This window comes from Janibacter sp. DB-40, from assembly GCF_029510815.1.
In the GTDB taxonomy this organism is placed as follows: domain Bacteria; phylum Actinomycetota; class Actinomycetes; order Actinomycetales; family Dermatophilaceae; genus Janibacter.
Window position 1 is genome coordinate 2,457,813 of the sequence record NZ_CP120360.1, and the last position, 19,129, is coordinate 2,476,941.

The 19,129-nt window shown below is 71.5% G+C and carries 17 protein-coding genes; 6 read left to right on the forward strand and 11 right to left on the reverse strand.

The features are described 5' to 3' along the window. Position 1 precedes the first annotated feature (1 nt). The 9 genes from PVE36_RS11690 to PVE36_RS11730 all read right to left on the reverse strand — a co-directional run bounded on the left by PVE36_RS11690 (position 2) and on the right by PVE36_RS11730 (position 10,359). The gene (locus PVE36_RS11690) at positions 2 to 814 is read right to left on the reverse strand and encodes a cobalamin biosynthesis protein CobB (RefSeq protein ID WP_277452534.1); all 813 of its coding nucleotides are present in this window, start codon (positions 812 to 814) and stop codon (positions 2 to 4) included. Beyond that, positions 811 to 2,154 (reverse strand): Mur ligase family protein, encoded by a 1,344-nt coding sequence (locus PVE36_RS11695; RefSeq protein WP_277452535.1) that lies wholly within the window; start codon positions 2,152 to 2,154, stop codon positions 811 to 813. The genes PVE36_RS11690 and PVE36_RS11695 overlap by 4 nt, the downstream gene beginning before the upstream one ends. A gap of 4 nt (positions 2,155 to 2,158) precedes the next feature. Continuing rightward, a complete protein-coding gene (locus tag PVE36_RS11700; protein WP_277452540.1) occupies positions 2,159 to 2,851 on the reverse strand; it encodes a lysophospholipid acyltransferase family protein in 693 nt (230 codons plus the stop codon). An 82-nt stretch (positions 2,852 to 2,933) separates the two neighbouring features. Beyond that, positions 2,934 to 4,508, reverse strand: coding sequence for a glutamine-hydrolyzing GMP synthase (gene guaA / locus PVE36_RS11705; RefSeq protein ID WP_277452541.1), 1,575 nt, complete (start codon positions 4,506 to 4,508; stop codon positions 2,934 to 2,936). Positions 4,509 to 4,550: 42 nt separating this feature from the next. Then, positions 4,551 to 4,892 carry a DUF3817 domain-containing protein gene (locus PVE36_RS11710; RefSeq protein ID WP_277452542.1) on the reverse strand — a complete coding sequence of 114 codons (342 nt, stop codon included), beginning with the start codon at positions 4,890 to 4,892 and terminating at the stop codon, positions 4,551 to 4,553. Then, a complete protein-coding gene (locus PVE36_RS11715; RefSeq protein ID WP_277452545.1) occupies positions 4,889 to 5,641 on the reverse strand; it encodes an SURF1 family protein in 753 nt (250 codons plus the stop codon). Before PVE36_RS11715 ends, PVE36_RS11710 begins: the two co-directional genes overlap by 4 nt. Positions 5,642 to 5,707: 66 nt before the next feature. Next, on the reverse strand, positions 5,708 to 7,516 hold the full coding sequence (locus tag PVE36_RS11720; RefSeq protein ID WP_277452547.1) for a GMC family oxidoreductase: 1,809 nt from the start codon (positions 7,514 to 7,516) through the stop codon (positions 5,708 to 5,710). After that, positions 7,513 to 9,105, reverse strand: coding sequence for a succinic semialdehyde dehydrogenase (locus PVE36_RS11725; RefSeq protein ID WP_277452549.1), 1,593 nt, complete (start codon positions 9,103 to 9,105; stop codon positions 7,513 to 7,515). The genes PVE36_RS11720 and PVE36_RS11725 overlap by 4 nt, the downstream gene beginning before the upstream one ends. A 132-nt stretch (positions 9,106 to 9,237) precedes the next feature. Then, entirely contained in the window at positions 9,238 to 10,359 is a 1,122-nt protein-coding gene (locus tag PVE36_RS11730; RefSeq protein WP_277452550.1) for a GuaB3 family IMP dehydrogenase-related protein, read from the reverse strand. Between the two features lie 111 nt (positions 10,360 to 10,470). Here PVE36_RS11730 and PVE36_RS11735 point away from each other — a divergent pair, with 111 nt between their 5' ends. After that, the gene (locus tag PVE36_RS11735) at positions 10,471 to 10,743 is read left to right on the forward strand and encodes an antitoxin (RefSeq protein WP_277452552.1); all 273 of its coding nucleotides are present in this window, start codon (positions 10,471 to 10,473) and stop codon (positions 10,741 to 10,743) included. On the opposite strand, the gene PVE36_RS11740 is transcribed toward PVE36_RS11735, so the two are convergent. Beyond that, complete coding sequence (locus PVE36_RS11740; protein ID WP_277452554.1) at positions 10,744 to 11,766, reverse strand: dipeptidase; 1,023 nt, start codon at positions 11,764 to 11,766, stop codon at positions 10,744 to 10,746. Positions 11,767 to 11,867: 101 nt separating this feature from the next. On the opposite strand from PVE36_RS11740, the gene PVE36_RS11745 reads away from it, so the two are divergent. Together PVE36_RS11745 and PVE36_RS11750 are read left to right on the forward strand one after the other, a co-directional pair. After that, positions 11,868 to 12,944, forward strand: coding sequence for a YihY/virulence factor BrkB family protein (locus PVE36_RS11745; RefSeq protein ID WP_277452556.1), 1,077 nt, complete (start codon positions 11,868 to 11,870; stop codon positions 12,942 to 12,944). A gap of 48 nt (positions 12,945 to 12,992) precedes the next feature. Next, positions 12,993 to 14,018 carry a P1 family peptidase gene (locus tag PVE36_RS11750; protein WP_277452559.1) on the forward strand — a complete coding sequence of 342 codons (1,026 nt, stop codon included), beginning with the start codon at positions 12,993 to 12,995 and terminating at the stop codon, positions 14,016 to 14,018. A 42-nt stretch (positions 14,019 to 14,060) separates the two neighbouring features. Here PVE36_RS11750 and guaB read toward each other — a convergent pair whose 3' ends face one another. After that, a complete protein-coding gene (gene guaB / locus PVE36_RS11755) occupies positions 14,061 to 15,599 on the reverse strand; it encodes an IMP dehydrogenase (protein WP_277452562.1) in 1,539 nt (512 codons plus the stop codon). Between the two features lie 197 nt (positions 15,600 to 15,796). Here guaB and PVE36_RS11760 point away from each other — a divergent pair, with 197 nt between their 5' ends. From PVE36_RS11760 to PVE36_RS11770, 3 genes are all read left to right on the forward strand, one after another. Then, positions 15,797 to 16,099 (forward strand): WhiB family transcriptional regulator, encoded by a 303-nt coding sequence (locus PVE36_RS11760; RefSeq protein WP_277452563.1) that lies wholly within the window; start codon positions 15,797 to 15,799, stop codon positions 16,097 to 16,099. Between the two features lie 120 nt (positions 16,100 to 16,219). After that, a complete protein-coding gene (locus PVE36_RS11765) occupies positions 16,220 to 16,465 on the forward strand; it encodes an RNA-binding S4 domain-containing protein (protein ID WP_277452565.1) in 246 nt (81 codons plus the stop codon). A gap of 171 nt (positions 16,466 to 16,636) precedes the next feature. Beyond that, positions 16,637 to 19,105 (forward strand): ExeM/NucH family extracellular endonuclease, encoded by a 2,469-nt coding sequence (locus tag PVE36_RS11770; RefSeq protein ID WP_277452568.1) that lies wholly within the window; start codon positions 16,637 to 16,639, stop codon positions 19,103 to 19,105. The last annotated feature ends 24 nt before the right edge of the window (positions 19,106 to 19,129 follow it).

Consider the following 19,129-nt stretch of genomic DNA (forward strand, 5'->3'; position numbering starts at 1 on the left):
CTCAGCCCAGCAGGCGGGCCACCTGACGGGCGTGCGCCTGGTCGGCCACCGCGTCGTCGAGCTCCTCGGGCTCGAAGGGCCGACCGGTCGCCACCTCCGCGGCCCACCCGATGAGGGCGTCCGCGAGGCGCGGGTTGGCCGGCAGGATCGGTCCGTGGAGGTAGGAGCCGACGACGTGCCCGGTGACGGCACCCTCGGTGCCGTCGGAGCCGTTGTTGCCCTGCCCGTGGCGGACCCGGCCGAAGGGGTCCTGGCCCGCCCCGAGCACGGTCGAGCCCGAGTGGTTCTCGTAGCCGACGACGTCACCGAACTCCGTGGACAGCACGACCGGCCCGATCATCCGCACCTCGTTGCCCTGCGTGGTCGCGTCCAGGATCCCCAGACCGGGCACGCGCCTGCCGTCGACGGTGACGAAGGACTGGCCGAAGAGCTGGTACATCCCGCAGATCATGAGCATGGGCACGCCCTCGGTGACCAGGTCCCGGAGCCGGTCGGCGTGGCGCTCGAGGTCCGCCTCGACGGTGACCTGCCCGGAGTCCTGACCGCCGCCACCGACCATGAGGTGGACGGTCTCCGGCAGCGACTGCCCGGGGTGGTGCTGGTGCACGACCGGGACGTACCCGTGCCGCCGGATGCGCGCGGCGAGGCAGCGGGTGTTGCCCAGGTCCCCGTAGATGCTCATCTCGCGGGGGTACATGTGCACGAGGTGGATCTCGCCCTTGCCCTCGTGCCCGGGGTCGGCGGGACGGTCGGAGCCCGCGGGCTCGCCGAGGATCGTGACGTCGCGGGGGCTGTCGGGTCCGGTGCCGCTCATGCCGCTCCTCCATCGGTCTCGGGCGCGTCGACGCCCATCTCGGGCAGGTCGTAGCGCTCACCGAGCATCCGGCGCAGCGCGAGCATCGCCGTGTAGGAGGTGAAGATGCGCTTCGGCTCCCCCTCGTGGTCGGCGAGGAAGGTGGTCAGGGCCTTCGCCAGGTCCGTCTCGGTGGCGGCGACGGCCACGTCGTCGTACTGCAGGCGCAGCGCCATGTCCCAGCCGCGCACACCGGAGGTGAGGGCCACTCCCTTCGCCCGCAGGGACTCGAAGCTGACGTCGTAGAGCCACGAGACGTCCCGGCCGTCCGCGTAGTCGTCGTTGATGGCGACCATCGTCGCGGCCGGTGTGCTCGCGTAGGTGCTCAGCGCGACGGTGAAGCCGGCGGGGTTCTTGACCAGGACGAGCTCGAGCGGGCTGCCGTCGACGTCGATGACCTCACCGCGGCCGAAGGGGGGCGCCACCGTCCGCAGCGCCCGCTCGGTGGCCTCGTGGCGGAACGCGGCGCCGAGCAGGTGCTTGGCCGTCGACGTCGCCGCGGTGGCGTTGATCATCGCGGCCAGACCACGCTGGCGCAGGGTCACGGGGCCGAGGGAACCCCCTTCGCCGTGGGCACCGAAGGTGATGCGCAGCGACTCCTCGTCGACCGGCGTCAGCAGGCCGTCGCGCTCACCGGCGACCGGCGGCGTGAAGTCCTCCTGCGCCCGGGCATCGTGCTCGGACAGCTCGCCGGCGCGGTCGGCGACCGACGCGTCCAGGCCGAACCAGGTGAGGTCGACGCCCGGCGCGAGCGTGGTCGCGATGCGGTTGACGAAGGGGTCGTCCCGGTTGAGCACAACCCCGTGCGTCGTCATCGCGGCCAGCCGGGTGAGCAACCCCGCCGTGTGGTCGATCTCGGCGAAGCGGTCGAGCTGGTCGCGGGCGACGTTGAGCAGGAGGGCATGGGTGGGGGCGACGGCCCGGCCGAAGTGGAGTGCGTGCGCCTCGTCCAGCTCGAGGACGGCGATGTCCGCCTCGAGCCCACCGCGCACGGGCATCTCCGCGAGCATCGCGGAGATGACTCCGCGGGTGAAGTTGCTGCCCGTGGGGTTGGTGAAGACCCGCATGCCGTGGGCGCGCAGGATCGCGACCAGCATCTTCGTGGTCGTCGTCTTGCCGTTGGTCCCGGAGACCACGACGATGCCGCCCGGCACGTCGGCGAGGGTGTGGGCGAGGAAGGCGGGGTCGACCTTCTCCGCGACGAGGCCGGGCAGGGCAGATCCTCCCGAGCCCCCGCCCCTCAGACGGGCTGCGTGGCGGGCGGCCTTGCCGGCGAGGGTTGCGATCGTCGTTCTCAGCACCGGATCACCCTAACGGGGCACCGGGCCCCGGGCGGTCCGCGTAGTCGGCGCTGCGGGGTTGGTCACAGCGCTCGGCGATGCCGTCCATCACCTCGTCGGTGATCGCCCGGAAGAGCTTGCTCTTGACGTGCTGCTCCCGCAGGGAGTCGACGTCGACCGGCGGCCCGAAGCGGACGGTCACCCGGTGCGGGCGGAACCCCGTGGCCCCGACCGGCTGGACCTTGTCGGTCCCGGTGAGCGCACACGGGACGACCACCGCCCCGGTGGCCGCGGCCAGCCGACCGACCCCGGTGCGCCCCTTGTGGAGCATGCCGTCGCGGCTGCGGGTGCCCTCGGGATAGATGCCGAAGGCGCCCCCCTTCGACAGGTGCTCCTCCGCGAGCTCGAGCGAGCGGGCCGCGGCCCGCGCGTCGGAACGGTCGACCGGGATCATGCCGCCGAACTCGCCGAACCACAGGCGCTTGATCCAGCCCATGAGGCCGGTGCCCTGCAGGTACTCGGCCTTGCCGAGGAAGCCGACCTTGCGGCCGGCGGCCAGCGGGATGACCATCGAGTCGACGAAGCTGAGGTGGTTGCTGGCGATGATCACCGGACCGGTCGCGGGGACGTGCTCCGCGCCCTCGACGCGCAGCCGCAGGTACGCCCGCAGGGGCGGACCGACGATCACCCGGCGCAGGATCCACTCGCTGACCTGCATCGCACCACTCCCGTCCACGTCGCGCTCTCCTCCGCCCCTCTGACTTCGCAACTGCTTAGGCTCTTGCGACATCGGGGCGCGCTCACTCCCACTCGATGGTGCCCGGCGGCTTGCTCGTGACGTCGAGCACGACGCGGTTGACCTCGGGCACCTCATTGGTGATCCGGGTGGAGATCTGGGCCAGCACGTCGCCGGGGACGCGGGTCCAGTCGGCCGTCATCGCGTCCTCGGAGGAGACGGGGCGCAGGACGATCGGGTGACCGTAGGTGCGCCCGTCCCCCTGGACACCGACCGAGCGGACGTCTGCGAGGAGGACGACGGGACACTGCCAGATCTCCCGGTCGAGCCCGGCCGCGGACAGCTCCTCGCGGGCGATCGCGTCCGCGCGGCGCAGGATGTCGAGGTTGTGCTCACTGACCTCGCCGATGATCCGGATGCCCAGCCCGGGGCCGGGGAAGGGCTGGCGGTCGACGATCTCGTCGGGCACACCGAGCTCGCGGCCGACCTGGCGCACCTCGTCCTTGAAGAGGGCGCGCAGCGGCTCGATGAGCTTGAACTGCAGGTCGTCGGGCAGCCCACCGACGTTGTGGTGGGACTTGATGTTGGCCGCGCCCGAGCCGCCTCCGGACTCGACGACGTCCGGGTAGAGCGTGCCCTGCACGAGCCACTTGACCGGGTGCTCGTCGTCGCCGCTGCCGACGACGTCACGAGCGGCCTGCTCGAAGACGCGGATGAACTCGCGACCGATGATCTTGCGCTTCTCCTCGGGGTCGCTCACGCCCGCGAGAGCCTCGAGGAACTGTGTCCTGGCGTCGACGACGACGAGCTTGACGCCGGTCGCCGCGACGAAGTCCTGCTCGACCTGCTCCGCCTCGCCCTGGCGCAGCAGCCCGTGGTCGACGAAGACGCAGGTGAGCTGCTCCCCCACGGCGCGCTGCACGAGTGCCGCGGCCACGGACGAGTCGACTCCGCCGGACAGGCCGCAGAGCACGCGGTCCTCCCCGACGGTCTCGCGGATGATCTCGACCTGCTCGTCGATGACGTTGTCCGAGGTCCACTCGGCCTCGAGGCCGGCGCCGCGGCGCAGGAAGTTCTCCAGGGTGCTCTGGCCGAAGGTGGAGTGCATGACCTCGGGGTGCCACTGCACGCCGTAGAGGCGGCGCTCGTCGTCCTCGAAGGCGGCCACGGGCGCCCCGGACGTGCTCGCCGTGACCCGCATCCCCTCGGGAGCCTCGGTCACGGAGTCACCGTGGCTCATCCACACCGACTGCTCGGCCGGCTGACCGGTGAAGAGGGTCGAGTCCTGCTCCGCGATCTCCGCCCGGGTCGAGCCGTACTCACTCAGGCCGGTCCGCTCGACCGTCCCACCGAGGGCCTTGACCATGGCCTGGAAGCCGTAGCACATGCCGAAGACGGGGACGCCGGCCTCGAGGAGGGCCGCGTCCAGGCCCGGGGCGTCGTCGGCGTAGACCGACGAGGGTCCGCCGGAGAGGACGACTGCGGCCGGCTCCTTCGCGAGGATCTCGGCGACCGGCGTCGTGTGGGGCACGACCTCGCTGTAGATCTTGGCCTCACGCACCCGCCGGGCGATGAGCTGGGCGTACTGGGCGCCGTAGTCGACGACGAGGACCGGGGAGGTCTTGAGCGAATCCGTCACGCGGACAGGTTACCGGGGTGATCCGGCCGCTCCCGGTCCCGGTCACTGCGTGAGCGGGGTGACTTCGCGGACGACGCGACGCTCCTCGACGAAGGCGATGAAGGGGATGCACGCCAGCAGCAGGACCGCGATCATCCGCCCGACCGACCACCCGACCTTGAAGCCGAGGTTGGCGGTGGCGACGGCGAAGACCATGAAGATCAGGCCGTGCACGGGCGACCACCACGTGAGCACGTCGTTGTCGAAGCCGTACTTGAGGACCATCTCGACGATGAGGACGAACATCGCCAGGCCGGCGACGATCGCGCTCACCCGGAAGAGGGTCAACGCGCTCGCGATCGCCCTCGGGTCGGCGGTGGCCACAACCTGCTCGTCGGTGCTCATGTCACGTGCTCCTTGATCTCCTCGGCCTCCACGGCCTCGTCCCGGCGCGCCGTCTGACGCACCATCTTCGTCCACATCCACAGCGGGAACGCAGCGAACACCCACCACTGGACGGCGTACATGACGTTGCGCCACTGCAACGAGGTGTCCGGAAGCGGCGGTGGCACCCGCTCCAGGCCCGGCGCCTGCTCCCGGCCGTCCTCACTCATGGCGAACGCGAACCCGTTGTAGATCTCGCCCGGCCAGACGTTGACCAGCTTGGCGACGTCCACCGACGTCATCTCACCGTCGGCGAGACCGACGCCCTCGTCGGGGGCCTCCTTCGGGGCCAACGACCCGAGCAGCTCGATGGTGCCCGACGGCGCCGGTGGCGGGGTCTCCCCCTTCGGGATCCACCCGCGCACCACGGCGAGGTTGGCCCCGGTCCCGGCGACGACGAAGCGGTCGACGACCCACGCCCCCAGCTCGTCGTTCAGCAGACGGTCGACCACGAGCACCTGGTCACCGGTGTACTCGCCGGTCGTGGTCACCCGTTGGCCGGACCCGCCGTCGGGGAAGTCCTCGAGCGGCTGCACGAAGTCGTCCAGCGGGACGACCGGGCGGTCCTGGATCTCCCGGACCGTGTCCGCCCGCGCCTCGTCGTGCGCCACCGACCACTGCCACCGGCCGGCGATGACGCAGAGGACGCCGATGACCAGCGCGAGCGCGAGCAGCCCCAGGTAACGGGGGCGAAGGGCGGTCCGGAGCACGTGCCCAAGGCTACGTGGGCGATCTGGGTGTCCCGGATCACGCCGGCCGCTCCCCCGCGCGCACCCTCAGCCGGCCACGACCTGGGGCATACCGAGGTTCACCTTGGCGCTGGCGTGCGTGAACCTCTCCACCGCCCGGACGCTCGGGGCGACCGGCTGCAGGCGTTGGTACGGCTCGCCCTGCGCCGGGCGTGGGTCGGTCTCACCGGCGTTCGGCCACAGCGAGAAGGCCCGCTCGGCCTGCGCGGTGATCGTCAGCGAGGGGTTGACGCCGAGGTTGGCCGAGACGGCCGACCCGTCGCTGATCGTGATACCGGGGTGGCCCCACACCCGGTGGTACGGGTCGATGACGCCGTGGTCGGGCGAGTCGCTGATCGCGGCGCCGCCGAGGAAGTGCGCGGTCAGCGGGATGTCGAAGGCCTCGCTCCACGTGCCGCCCGCGAAGGTGCGCATGCCGAGCCGCTCGCCGAGCCGCTCGGTGATGACCCTGATCCCCTTGTGCCCCGACTCGATGTAGGTCGGGTTCTTCTCCCCGTGGCCCTGCTGCGAGGTCAGGCGACGGTTCCCGAGCACCCCCCGGCGGAGGGAGGTCGTCAGCGAGTTGTCGAGGCTCTGCATGACCAGCCCGATGACGGTGCTGTCGGCGAAGTGGGTCCCCGGCGGGAACCACGCCTTCAGCGCCGGGAGCTGCGTCGGCAGCGCCGCGAGCAGCTTGACCAGGCGCGGGGTGCGGCCGGTCCGCGGCGGGGTGAGGAGCGTGGTGAGCAGGCCCATCGCGTCCGAGCCCCTGCCGTAGCGCACGTTCTCGATGTGGGTGTCCTCGTCCGGGTGGAAGGAGGAGGTGATCGCCACCCCCTTCGTGAGGTCGTCCGCACCGGTCGGGGGACGCTCGGTCAGGGCGCCGAGGAGGGCCTCGGAGTTGGTGCGGGTCAGGGCGCCGAGGGTGTCGCTGATGCGCGGCAGCTCACCGTCGTCCTTCATCCGGTGGAGGAGATTCTGGGTGCCCCAGGTCCCGGCGGCGACGACGACGTGGCGGGCGGTGGTGACCCGGGCGCCCTTGTCGCCGGGCTTGTCGGTGGCCTCGTGGCGCACCCGGTAGATCTCCTCGCCCGCGGCGTCGGTGCCCGGCACGACCCCGACCCGGGTGACCGTGCGCATCGGCACGATCTGCGTCCCGAGCCGCTCCGCGAGCGCGAGGTAGTTCTTCATCAGGGTGTTCTTGGCCCCGACGCGGCAGCCGACCATGCAGTTGCCGCACTCGGTGCACGTGGTCCGCGACGGTCCGGCACCGCCGAAGTACGGGTCGGGCACCGTGCTCCCCTGCTCGTGGGCGCCCTCCTCGGTGTCGAAGAAGACCCCGACCGGGGTCTTGACGAAGGTCTCCGGGACACCCATGTCCGCGGCGGCCGCGCGCATGACGTCCTCGACCGGTCCCTCGCAGGGGTTGGTCACGACGCCGAGCATCGAGCTGGCCGTGTCGTAGTGCGGCTTCAGCTCGGACTGCCAGTCCGTGATGTGGCCCCACTGGCGGTCCTCGAAGAAGACGGTCGGTGGCACGTACAGGGTGTTGGCGTAGTTGAGCGACCCGCCACCGACACCCGCGCCGGCGAGGATCATCACGTCCTTGAGCATGTGGATGCGCTGGATCCCGTAGCAGCCGGCCTTGGGGGCCCAGAGGAAGTTCTTCAGGTCCCAGCTGGTCTCGGCGAAGTCCTCGTCCTCGAACCGGCGGCCGGCCTCGAGGACCGTGACCCGGTATCCCTTCTCGGAGAGGCGAAGGGCGGCGACGGAGCCTCCGAAGCCGGAGCCGATGACGAGGACGTCCGTGTCCACCGTGCCCGCGAGGGCCTTGCGTGTCGTGCTGGTGCTGCTCACTTCATCCCCGTCATCTTCATGGCGCGCAGGCCGGCGGTCAGCGCCTTGGCGTAGGTCTGGTGGCTGATGCCGAAGGCGGGCGCGATCGGCATGACGTGCTGGGAGCTGACGGTCTGCGCCTCGGTGTACTTCAGGATCCCCTCGGCCCCGTGCCGCCGGCCCGTGCCCGAGTCCTTCATGCCGCCCATGGGCGCGCCCATGGAGGCCCATGCCGCGGCGTAGGCCTCGTTGATGTTGACCGTGCCCGTGCGGATCCGCTCGGCGATGCGGCGACCCCGGCGCACGTCCGTGGTCCACACGGAGGAGTTGAGGCCGTACTCGGTGTCGTTGGCCAGGGCGATCGCGGCCTCGTCGTCGGCCACGCGGTAGATCGAGACGAGCGGACCGAAGGTCTCCTCGTCGCGGCAGGTCATGGCCGACGTCACCCCGTCGAGGACGGTGGGCTCGAAGACGTAGGGGCCGACGTCGGGACGGTGCTTGCCGCCGGTGAGGACGGTCGCTCCCTTCGTCACCGCGTCCTCGAGGTGCTCGGTGACGGTGTCGAGCTGGCTCTGGTTGACCAGCGAGCCCATGTCGTGGCCGTACTCGAGCGCTGTGCTCAGCGTCATCTCCCGGACGGCGGCGACGAAGCGCGGCACGAACTCATCGGCGACGTCCTCGTGGACGAGGACCCGCTCGGTGGAGATGCACAGCTGGCCGGCGCTGGAGAAGCAGCCGCGCACGGCACCCTCGACGGCCTTGTCCAGGTCGGCGTCGTCAGCGACGTAGACGGAGTTCTTTCCGCCGAGCTCCATGCTGAAGGAGACGAGCCGCGCCGCCGCGGACTGCGCGACCCTGCGCCCGGTCGGCGTGGAGCCGGTGTAGCAGACGTAGTCGGCGGAGTCGACGATCGCCTGACCGGCCTCGGAGCCGCGACCGAGGACGACCTGGAAGAGGCCCTCGGGCAGACCGGCCCGCACGAGCATCTCGACGGCCGCCAGCGCGGTGACCGAGCCCTGCTGGTCCGGGCGCAGCACGACCGCGTTGCCGGCCATGAGGGCGGGCAGGGCGTCGGTGATCGCCAGGCTCAGCGGGTAGTTCCACGGCGAGACGACGCCGACGACGCCCTTGGGGTGGTGCAGCACGTGGGTGCGGGTCAGGAGCGGGAGGGCGCCCTGGACCCGCTGTGGCCGCAGGTGGGCCTGCGCGGTGCGCGCGTAGTACCGCGCCGCCATGGCGGTGTCGGCGACCTCCTCGAAGGCCTGGTGCCGCGTCTTGCCCGACTCGAGCTGGACGAGGTCGAGCAGCTCGACCTGCTTGTCGAGGACGAGGTCGTGGAACCGCAGCAGGATACGCGCCCGGTCGTCGAAGGACGTGGTGGCCCACCGGCTCTGCGCGGCCCGGGCGGCGGTCACGGCCCGGGCGACGTCCTGTGCCGTCGACAACGGCAGCGTCGCGATGGGACCACCGGTCATCGGCGAGGTCCTGGTGAAGGTCTGCGCCGTCGGTGAGGCCACGACCCGGCTCGCGAGGCGGCGGGCCCGGCTCGGGTCGACCGCGTAGGTCGCGGTGGGGTCCAGCTCTGGGTCAGCGATGGTCTCCGAGGTCATTACCCGAGGGTAGATCCCCGCGTCGAGGAAGACCACAGGTCGATGTCCACTTGTGAGATGGCCCACCAGAGCGCCCTTCGTCGAGCAGCGAAGGGGGTGCCCCCGGCCACGAGGACGAGCCCCGGAAGGGGGTCAGCTCGGCTGGTGCGGCGCGACGACGACCTCGATGCGCTGCAGCTCCTTGACCTCGGTGTACCCGGTCGTGGCCATGGCGCGGCGCAGGGCGCCGACGAGGTTGGTGGTGCCGTCGGCGGAGCGGCTGGGCCCGAAGAGGACCTCCTCCATGGGGGCGACGGAGCCGACCTCGACCCGCGCCCCTCGCGGCAGCTCGGGGTGGTGCGCCTCCGCCCCCCAGTGGAAGCCCCGACCGGGGGCCTCGGCCGAGCGCGCGAGCGTCGCGCCGAGCATCACGGCGTCGGCACCGCAGGCGATGGCCTTGACGATGTCGCCGCTCGTGCCGAGGCCGCCGTCGGCGATGACGTGGACGTAGCGGCCCCCCGACTCGTCGAGGTAGTCGCGCCGGGCGGCGGCGACGTCGGCGATCGAGGTCGCCATCGGGGCCTGGATGCCCAGCGCCTGCCGCGTGGTCGAGGCGGCCCCGCCACCGAAGCCGACGAGCACCCCCGCGGCGCCGGTGCGCATCAGGTGCAGCGCGGCCGTGTAGGTCGCCGCTCCCCCGACGATGACCGGGACGTCGAGCTCGTAGATGAAGCGCTTGAGGTTCAGCGGCTCGCTCCGGCTGCTCACGTGCTCGGCGGAGACCGTGGTCCCGCGGATGACGAAGAGGTCGACGCCGGCGTCGACGACGGTCTTCCAGTACTGCTGGGTGTTCTGCGGGCTGAGCGCACCGGCGACGGTGATCCCCGCCTGCCGGATCTCGTGCAGCCGCTCGGTGATCAGCTCCGGCACGATCGGCGCGGAGTAGATCTCCTGCATGCGGGCCGTCGCCCGGGCGGGATCGAGCGAGGCGATCTCCGCCAGCAGCGGCTCGGGGTCCGCGTAGCGCGTCCACAGGCCCTCGAGGTCGAGGACCGGCAGGCCTCCGGCCTCACCGAAGGCGATCGCCGTGGTCGGGGACATCACGGAGTCCATCGGGGCGGCGATGACGGGCATCTCGAAGTGGTAGGCGTCGATCTGCCACTCGAGGGAGACCTCCTGCGGATCGCGCGTGCGCCGGCTCGGCAGCACCGCGATGTCGTCGAAGGAGTAGGCCCTGCGGCCCCGCTTGGCTCGGCCGATCTCGATCTCGTTCACCCTGCCACCCTAGATGGGGCCGGTGGCGGCGCGGACGCCACACCCGGAATCGTCGGCCACGCCCGCTCGTTGGGATGATGGAGGACGATCACCACCACGGAAGGACAAGGCATGCCGAAGTTCAAGCGGGCGGCCGTCGTACTGACCGCCGTCGAGTCGGCGCGCAAGTGGGCGCACCAGAACCCCGACAAGGCCACCGGCTACATCGACAAGGCCACCGGCTTCATCGACAAGCGCACCCACGGCAAGTACCACCGCCAGATCGGTGGCATCTCGAGCCAGGCGAAGAAGGCGCTCACCGGCCGGCAGGGTGTCTCCGGGCCGACCGTCCCCGGCGAGACCACGAGTCGTACGGACCGCCCGTACCCGGACATGCGCGCCTGATCAGACCTCGGTCGCCTCGAGGACGCGCAGCGCGTTGCCGTGCGCGAGGGCGGTGAGGTCGCCGCGGGACCAACCACGCTCGCCGAGCGCGGCGAGGAGCGCCGGGTAGGTCGAGACGTCCTCGAGGCCGACGGGCGTCTCGTCCACCCCGTCGTAGTCGGCGCCGATGCCCACGTGCTCGATGCCGACCACCTCGCGCAGGTGCTCGAAGTGGGCGACGACGTGCTCGATCGTGGCCACCGGCTCCGGGACGGCGTCGGTACGACCCAGGTCCAGGTCGGCACGCGCCTGGTTGACGAACTTCGGCACGACATTGGCCATGACGATCCCGCCGTTCGCCGGGACCCGCTCGAGCACGTCGTCGGGGACGTTGCGCGGGTGGTCGCAGACCGCCCGGGCGCCGGAGTGGCTGAACATCACCGGCAGCCGCGAGGTGTCGAGGGCGTCGTGCATCGTCTCGGCGCTGACGTGGGAGAGGTCGACGACCATGCCGAGGTCGTTCATCGACCGCACGACCTCCCGGCCGAAGTCGGTCAGGCCTCCGTGGACCCTCTCGTCCGTCGCCGAGTCCGCCCACTCGGTGTTGTCGTTGTGCGTCAGCGTCATGTAGCGGGCGCCCCTGTCCGCGAACGCGGCCAGCGTCTCCAGCGAGCCCGCGATCGAGTGCCCGCCCTCCATGCCGATCAGCGCGGCGTGCCGACCCTCGCCCCACGCCGAGCGGACGTCAGCGGCCGTGCGCGCCGGGACCATCTGCTCGTAGCGGGCGCACAGGGCCTCCACGAAGTCGATCTGCTCGTGGGTGGCGGCCACGGCCGCCTCCCCCGTGAACGAGCACGGCACCCACACCGACCACAGCTGGGCGGCCAGACCCCCGTCGCGCATCCGCGGCAGGTCCGTGTGCAGCTGCGGCTGGGCGTGCGCGATGTCGCAGGCGTCGAGGTCGTACCCGGCGAGCTCCCGGTGGTGCCAGGGCAGGTCGTTGTGGCCGTCCAGGACGCGGAGGGGGGCGCTGCTGGTGCTCATCGGCCCAGTCAATCACCGGCCGGACGAAGGCGGTGTCCGCAGGTGCGACGAGGGCGCCTCGCAGGCGCGCCTGCCGTCCGGTGCGCGCGTACCGTGGCGTCATGAGGGCGGAGGGCGCAGGGGACGTGCAGGGCCGCGCCGCTCCGTGGGCCCGGTCCCGGCGCATCGCGTGGCAGCTGATCACCTCGACCGTGACCGCCTCGTTCCGCCACCGGCTCATGGGACTCGCGGCCGAGGCAGCCTTCTTCGCCATCCTGTCCCTTCCACCGCTGATCTTCGCACTCGCCGGCAGCATCGGGTTCTTCGTCAGCGCGCTCGACGTGGCCCAGGTCGAGACGCTGCGCGACACCACCCTGAGCCTGGCCGGGCGTGTCCTGACCGACGAGAGCATCGAGACCGTGATCCGACCGACCATGGACGAGGTGCTCGAGGGTGGGCGCTTCGACGTCGTCTCCATCGGTTTCGTGCTCGCCCTGTGGTCCGGCTCGCGGGCCCTCAACGTCTTCGTGGACACGATCACGATCCTCTACGGACTCGCCGGACGACGTGGCGTCATCCGCACCCGCGCGCTCTCGTTCGGGTTGTACGTCGTCGGCCTCGTGGTCGGCGTGGTCGTGCTCCCGCTGGTGCTCGTCGGCCCACGGATCATCGACTCGGTGCTTCCGGAGCAGCTGCAGGTGATGACGACCCTCTACTGGCCCACCGTGATCGTGCTCAGCGTCGCGTTCCTCACCTCGCTGTACCACCTGTCCGTCCCCGTGCGGACCTCGTGGCGACACGACATTCCGGGAGCGAGCCTGGCCCTGCTGGTGTGGATCCTGGGCAGCTTCCTGCTGCGATGGGCACTGCAGGGAGTCATCGGGGGCCCCTCGATCTACGGCCCGCTGGCCGCGCCCATCGCGGTTCTCCTGTGGCTGTACCTCACCGCCGTGGCGATCCTCGTCGGCGCGGCACTGAATGCGGCATGTGATCGCGTCTGGCCGGATTCCGAGACCGCCCGAGCGCGCGTGGAGCTGGTCCGCCGCCTGCGCAGCGACGCCACGTCCGAACGGCTGCGCGACACCGTCAGCGCGAAGGACAGGCAGCAGCTCGACGATGTCGCCCCGGGCCGTGAGCGGACCCCACCGCACGATTCGCCCGCACCCCGCCCTGACGACCGACGCCTCGGTGACGGGTGAGTCACGACCGCTGCTGCATCCCCACACCCGCGCGGGCATGCTGGGAGCATGCGCCTTGGACCCCACAACGCGATCACCGACGTCCCGGGAGTGCGGGTCGGCCACGCCACCCGTGACGAGCCCGGCTGGCTGACCGGCGCGACGGTCGTCGCACCCCCGCTCGGTACGTGCGCCGGCGTGGACGTGCGCGGGGGCGGCCCCGGGACCCGTGAGACCGACGCCCTCGCCCCGAGCAACCTCGTCGACGCGGTCGACGCGATCGTCCTCTCCGGCGGCAGCGCCTTCGGCCTGTCCACCGCGGACGGTGTCGTGCAGGCCCTCGCCGACGAGGGACGGGGCTGGGCCGCGGGCGGCCCGGAGCAGGTCGTGCCGATCGTGCCGGCCGCGATCCTGTTCGACCTCGGGCGGGCCGGCGCCTGGCGCCACCACCCCGACTCGGCGGATGGTCGCGCGGCGTACCTCGCTGCCGCCTCCGGCCCCGTGGACGAAGGGGGCGTGGGCGCCGGCACGGGAGCCCGCGCCGGCGGCCTGCACGGCGGCATCGGCACCGCGAGCCTGCTCCTCGACTCCGGGGCGACCGTCGGCGCACTCGTCGCGGTCAACGCCGTGGGGTCCCCCCTTCGCCCCGACGGCCGACTGCTCGCCGAGCACCTGCTCGTGCCCGGCGAGGTGGACCTCCCGGACCCCGATCCTGCTGCGGTGCAACGCCACTGGGCCGCACGACAGGCGGAGATGAAGGCCCTGCGGGCCGGGATGGCGACGACCCTGGCGGTCGTCGCCACCGACGCCACACTCGACAAGGCGGGGTGCACCGGTCTCGCCCGCGTCAGCCACGACGGCTTCGCCCGGGCACTGGCCCCCGTCCACACGGCCTTCGACGGGGACACGGTCTTCGCGCTGTCGACGCGGGAGCAGCCGGCCCCGGCCCCCCTCGACCTCGTGGCGCTGCAGACCGCCGCAGCCGACTGCGTCAGCCGGGCGATCGTCCGCGCGGTCCTGGCGTCCGGGACGATCGACCGCACCACCGACGGCGGGAGCTCCCTGCCCGGCTACCGGGACGCGATCGGGGCGTGACCACCCTGCGGTGGCCCGCCCCGATCGAAGTCGAGAGATGGCTCAGACGGAGTAGTTCGGCGCCTCGACCATGCCCTGCAGGTGGTGCGGGTGGCTCTCCTTGAGGGAGGCGGAGGTGATCCGGACGAACTGCCCCTTCGACTGCAGCTCGGGGATCGTCCCGGCCCCCACGTAGAACATCGACTGCCGCAGCCCGCCGACCATCTGGTGGGCGACCTGGGAGAGCGTGCCGCGGTAGGCGACCCGGCCCTCGACGCCCTCGGGCACGAGCTGGTCGTCGCTGGTGACCTCGGCCTGGAAGTAGCGGTCCTTGGAGAAGGACTTCTTGCCGCGGGAGCTCATCGCGCCGAGGCTGCCCATGCCGCGGTAGGCCTTGAACTGCTTGCCGTTGACGAAGATCAGCTCTCCGGGGCTCTCCTCGCACCCGGCCAGCAGCGAGCCGACCATGACGCACTCGGCTCCGGCGACCATCGCCTTGGCGATGTCACCGGAGTGCTGGAGGCCACCGTCGGCGATGACCGGGACGCCGGCCGGACGCGCGGCGAGCGAGGCATCGTGGACCGCCGTGATCTGCGGGGCGCCGACCCCGGTGACGATGCGGGTGGTACAGATCGAGCCCGGCCCGACGCCGACCTTGATCGCGTCGACGCCCGTGTCGACGAAGGCCTGCGCGCCCTGGCGGGTCGCGACGTTGCCGCCGATCACCTGCACGTGCTTGGTCGCGGGGTCCTTCTTCAGGCGGGCGCACATCTCGAGGAGGAGCTTGACGTGCCCGTGCGCGGTGTCGGCGACGAGGACGTCGACACCGGCGTCGATGAGGGTGGTGGCCCGCTCCCAGGCGTCCCCGAAGTACCCGATCGCGGCGCCGACGAGCAGGCGCCCCTGTGCGTCCTTGCTCGCATCGGGGAACTGCTCGCTCTTGACGAAGTCCTTGACGGTGATCAGGCCGGCCAGACGACCGGCATCGTCGACGATGGGCAACCGCTCGCGCTTGTGCTGACGCAGCAGGAGCGTCGCGTCCTCGTGGGAGATGCCGACCGGGGCGGTGATCAGCGGCATCGGGGTCATGACCTCGTGGACCTTGGTGGTCGCCCACTCCGCCACGGGGGTGAAGCGCAGGTCGCGGTTGGTGCAGATGCCGATGAGGACGCCGTCCTCGTCGATCACCGGCAGGCCGGAGACGCGGTACTCACCGCAGATCGTGTCGAGCTCCTCGAGGGTGGCGCCCGGCCCGATCGTGATCGGGTTGGTGATCATGCCGGTCTGGGTCCGCTTGACGAGGTCGACCTGGTAGGCCTGGTCATCGATCGAGAGGTTGCGGTGCAGCACGCCGATGCCGCCCTGCCGCGCCATCGCGATCGCCATCCGGGACTCGGTCACCGTGTCCATCGCCGCCGAGACCAGCGGCGTGCGCAGGCTGATCCCGCGCGTCAGTCGGCTCGTGGTGTCGAGGTCGCCCGGGGCCAGCTCGCTGTATCCCGGGAGGAGCAGCACGTCGTCGTAGGTGAGTCCGACCTTGGCGAAGGGGTCGTGGCCCGAGGCTCCGGAGTGGTCACGGTCGGTCGAGTCGCGCACGTCCATCGCCCTATCGTATGGCACCGCAGGTGCGCCTCCTGACGTGACCATTCCCTGACCATCACCCCGTTGATCCGGGGGGAACCCTTACCTTGCCGTCGCCCCCCGTTGGCCGAAATCTCCTTAGATTTGACAACAGTTAGTCGTCCAGGACGCGCGATGGGCGTGCGTCCTCGCACCGTCGTCAAGGGGAACCACGAGCCATGGCAGTTCACACGAATCCACGAGGTCCGGTCGCCGACCTGTGGGAGTGGCAGTACGAGGGCGTGTGCCGAGAGACCGGCAGCGAGTCCTTCTACCACCCCGACGGCGAGCGCGGAGCGGCTCGTCGCCTGCGCGACGCGGCGGCCAAGGAGATCTGCAGCACCTGCCCCGTCATCGACGCCTGCCGCGAGCACGCCCTGGCCATCCGCGAGCCCTTCGGGGTCTGGGGCGGCATGTCCGAGGACGAGCGCGCCGCCCTCCTCGCCGAGCGGGACGTGCAGCGGGCCGGGCTCGCCGGCTGACCCGTACCCCTGATCGCGCGCCCCCGGGAGACACCGCATCCTCCCGGGGGCGCGTCATGCCCGGGCGTTCCGCTCCCGAGCGGTGGGCGCCCCGGTCGTCACGGGACCTAGGCTGGTGAGGTGACTTCCGCAGAGCCCGTCCACATCCGCGACGAGTCGATCCGCCTGGGCCAGCTGCTCAAGCTCGCCGGGCTGGTCGAGGACGGTGCCATGGCCCGTGCGGTCATCGCCAACGGTGAGGTGACCGTGGACGGTCAGGTCGAGACCCGCCGGGGCGCACAGGTCGGCGCGGGCAGCGTCGTCGCCCACGGCGGTCAGGAGATCGAGGTCGTCACCGGCGAGCCGGAGGTCGACGTTCCCTGGTGAGTCGACGGCGAAGGGGTCCCCCCTTCGCCCCGGCGTGCGGCTGGCGGGGGTGAACGTCCGGCGACGGCGCCTCGAACTCCTGCCCCTGCGGTGGCGAGATCACCGCGGACGTGGTGAAGTCGCCCGGGGAGCGCGCCACGGGGGCCGGTCCCGACCGTCGAGGAGGGGCATGTGCGCAGCAGGATCCTGACCATGGTGACCGGGGTGGTGGTCGCGGGTTCCGTCACCGTCGTGACGCCGCCGAGCAGTGCAGCGACCGGTGACCCGGTGCTGTTGAACGAGGTCCTGGCCTCGACCACGAGCAGTGACGCGGAGTACATCGAGCTCCACGGCACGCCCGACACGAGCCTGGACGGCCTGAGCCTGATCGCAGTCGAGAGCGACGACCAGAGCTCCAACGGCACGATCGACACCCGGGTGGACCTCGGCCCCGGCGACGCGCTCGGCGAGAACGGCTTCTTCCTCGCTGCCAACCAGGTCGCGGAGACGGTCTACTCGATCGACGCCGACCGCGCGCTCGAGGACAGCCTGGAGAACTCCTCGACGACCTTCGCCCTGGTCGAGACCGCGTCGCTGACCGGGTCGGCCGTCGACGCCGACATCGTCGTGCGCGACGCGGTGGCCTCCACGGACGGTGAGGACGCCTCGCACTTCGCCTTCGACGCCCCGCTCATCGGGCCGGACGGGTCCTACCTGCCTGCCGGCGTCGGCCGGGTCGAGGACGGCGTGGACACCGACACGGCCGCGGACTGGCAGATCCTCTCCTTCGACAACGACCCGTCGATCAACACGCCCACCGCCGGCTCCGGAGGGGGCTCCGGTGGCGGTGACACCGCCCAGGAGCGGCTGATCCACGAGGTGCAGGGAGCAGGAGACACCTCGCCCCTCGTGGGCGAACAGGTCGTGGTCCACGGTGTCGTCGTCGACGACCAGGAGGGGCCCGGCCCGATGCTGGGCGGTCTCTTCGTGCAGGAGGAGGACGCGGACACCGACGGTGACCCCGCGACCTCCGAGGGGGTCTTCGTGCACACCGGTGGGTCCGACACCGCCTCCGTCGGCGACGAGGTGCGGGTGACAGGCACCGTCGAGGAGCGCTACGGCAACACCCAGCTCGGCGACACCGAGGTCGACGTGCTGGGCACCGCCCCGGCCCCGTCCCCGACGTCGCTGTCCTTCCCGCTGGCCGACCGGGCCGACCTCGAAGCGGTCGAGGGCATGACGGCCTCCTTCGAGCAGGAGCTCGTGGTCACCGAGTACTTCGACTACGACCGGTACGGCGAGACGGTGGTCGCGCTGCCCTACGAGGGCGAGGAGCGCCCCTTCACCCCGACCGCGGTCGCCGACCCCGGCTCCGAGGAGGCCGTGGCGCGCCGCGCGTGGAACGAGCTGAGCCGGATCACCATCGACGACGGCCTCTCCTCGCAGAACCCGGAGGAGGTGATCCACCCGATCACCCGGGACGAGTTCACCCTGGACAACGCCTTCCGGGGCGGGGACACGGTGACCGGGCTGACCGGCGCGGTCTACTTCTCCTACGAGAAGTACCGCATCCTGCCGACCGGGCACGACGCCTACGAGCGCACCGAGCGCCCGGCACGGCCGCAGGACGTCGGTGGTGACGTGCAGGTCGCCGCGATGAACGCGCTCAACTACTTCCGCACGCTCGACGACGGCTCGGCGCGCTGCGGGCCCCAGCAGGACATGGACTGCCGCGGGGCCGACACGCAGGCCGAGCTCGACCGCCAGCGGGCCAAGCTGCTCAGCGCGCTCGACGGCCTCGACGCCGAGGTCATCGCGCTCAACGAGGTGGAGAACACCCCTGGCGTCGAGGTCCTCGCTGACCTCGCGGAGGGACTGCGCGAGCGCACCGGCGAGGACTGGGCGCACGTGCGCACCGACGGGACCGTGGTCGGCACGGACGCGATCAAGGTCGGCATCCTCTACCGCGCCGACGAGGTGACGCCGATCGGCGAGAGTGCCGTCCTGGACACGCCGCAGTTCCTCGACCCGGCGGGCACCGGCCAGGACAAGAACCGCGCTGCCCTGGCGGCCTCCTTCTGGCGCAACGGCACCGACGAGGTCTTCTCCGTCGCGACCAACCACCTGAAGTCCAAGGGGTCCTCCTGCGGGGCCGGTGACGACGACGAGTGGGCCGGCAGCTGCAACCGCACCCGCACCCTGGCCGCGCAGGAGCTGGCCGCCTGGATCGAGACCGACCCGACCGGCATCGTGGACGAGGACTGGATGATCCTCGGTGACCTCAACTCCTACGACCACGAGGACCCCATCGACGCGCTCCGATCGGCCGGGTACGCCGACCTCGTGCGCGAGCACGTGGGCGAGTTCGGCTTCAGCTACGTCTTCGACGGCCAGTGGGGCTACCTCGACTACGCGATGTCCTCGTCGACCCTCGGCGAGCAGATCACCGGGGTCACCGAGTGGCACATCAACTCCCCCGAGCCCGACGTCATCGACTACGACCGGACCCACAAGAGCGCCACGCAGGCCGGGCTCTTCGACGGGTCCACCCCGTACCGCAGCTCCGACCACGACCCGGTGCTGGTCGGCCTCGCCCTCGACGACGGCAACGAGGGCTGGGGCGTCGACCTCGCACCGGGCACCCGGCGCACCGGCGAGTGAGACGGGTGAAGGGGGGAGGCGAGC

Bases quoted from the DNA above. Each gene is read 5' to 3' on its own strand.
- PVE36_RS11725 (WP_277452549.1), bottom strand. From the start codon at position 9,105: ATGACCTCGGAGACCATCGCTGACCCAGAGCTGGACCCCACCGCGACC.
- guaB (WP_277452562.1), bottom strand. From the start codon at position 15,599: ATGGACGTGCGCGACTCGACCGACCGTGACCACTCCGGAGCCTCGGGC.
- PVE36_RS11710 (WP_277452542.1), bottom strand. From the start codon at position 4,892: ATGAGCACCGACGAGCAGGTTGTGGCCACCGCCGACCCGAGGGCGATC.
- PVE36_RS11740 (WP_277452554.1), bottom strand. From the start codon at position 11,766: ATGAGCACCAGCAGCGCCCCCCTCCGCGTCCTGGACGGCCACAACGAC.
- PVE36_RS11745 (WP_277452556.1), top strand. From the start codon at position 11,868: ATGAGGGCGGAGGGCGCAGGGGACGTGCAGGGCCGCGCCGCTCCGTGG.
- PVE36_RS11700 (WP_277452540.1), bottom strand. From the start codon at position 2,851: ATGCAGGTCAGCGAGTGGATCCTGCGCCGGGTGATCGTCGGTCCGCCC.
- PVE36_RS11750 (WP_277452559.1), top strand. From the start codon at position 12,993: ATGCGCCTTGGACCCCACAACGCGATCACCGACGTCCCGGGAGTGCGG.
- PVE36_RS11690 (WP_277452534.1), bottom strand. From the start codon at position 814: ATGAGCGGCACCGGACCCGACAGCCCCCGCGACGTCACGATCCTCGGC.
- PVE36_RS11760 (WP_277452563.1), top strand. From the start codon at position 15,797: ATGGCAGTTCACACGAATCCACGAGGTCCGGTCGCCGACCTGTGGGAG.
- PVE36_RS11735 (WP_277452552.1), top strand. From the start codon at position 10,471: ATGCCGAAGTTCAAGCGGGCGGCCGTCGTACTGACCGCCGTCGAGTCG.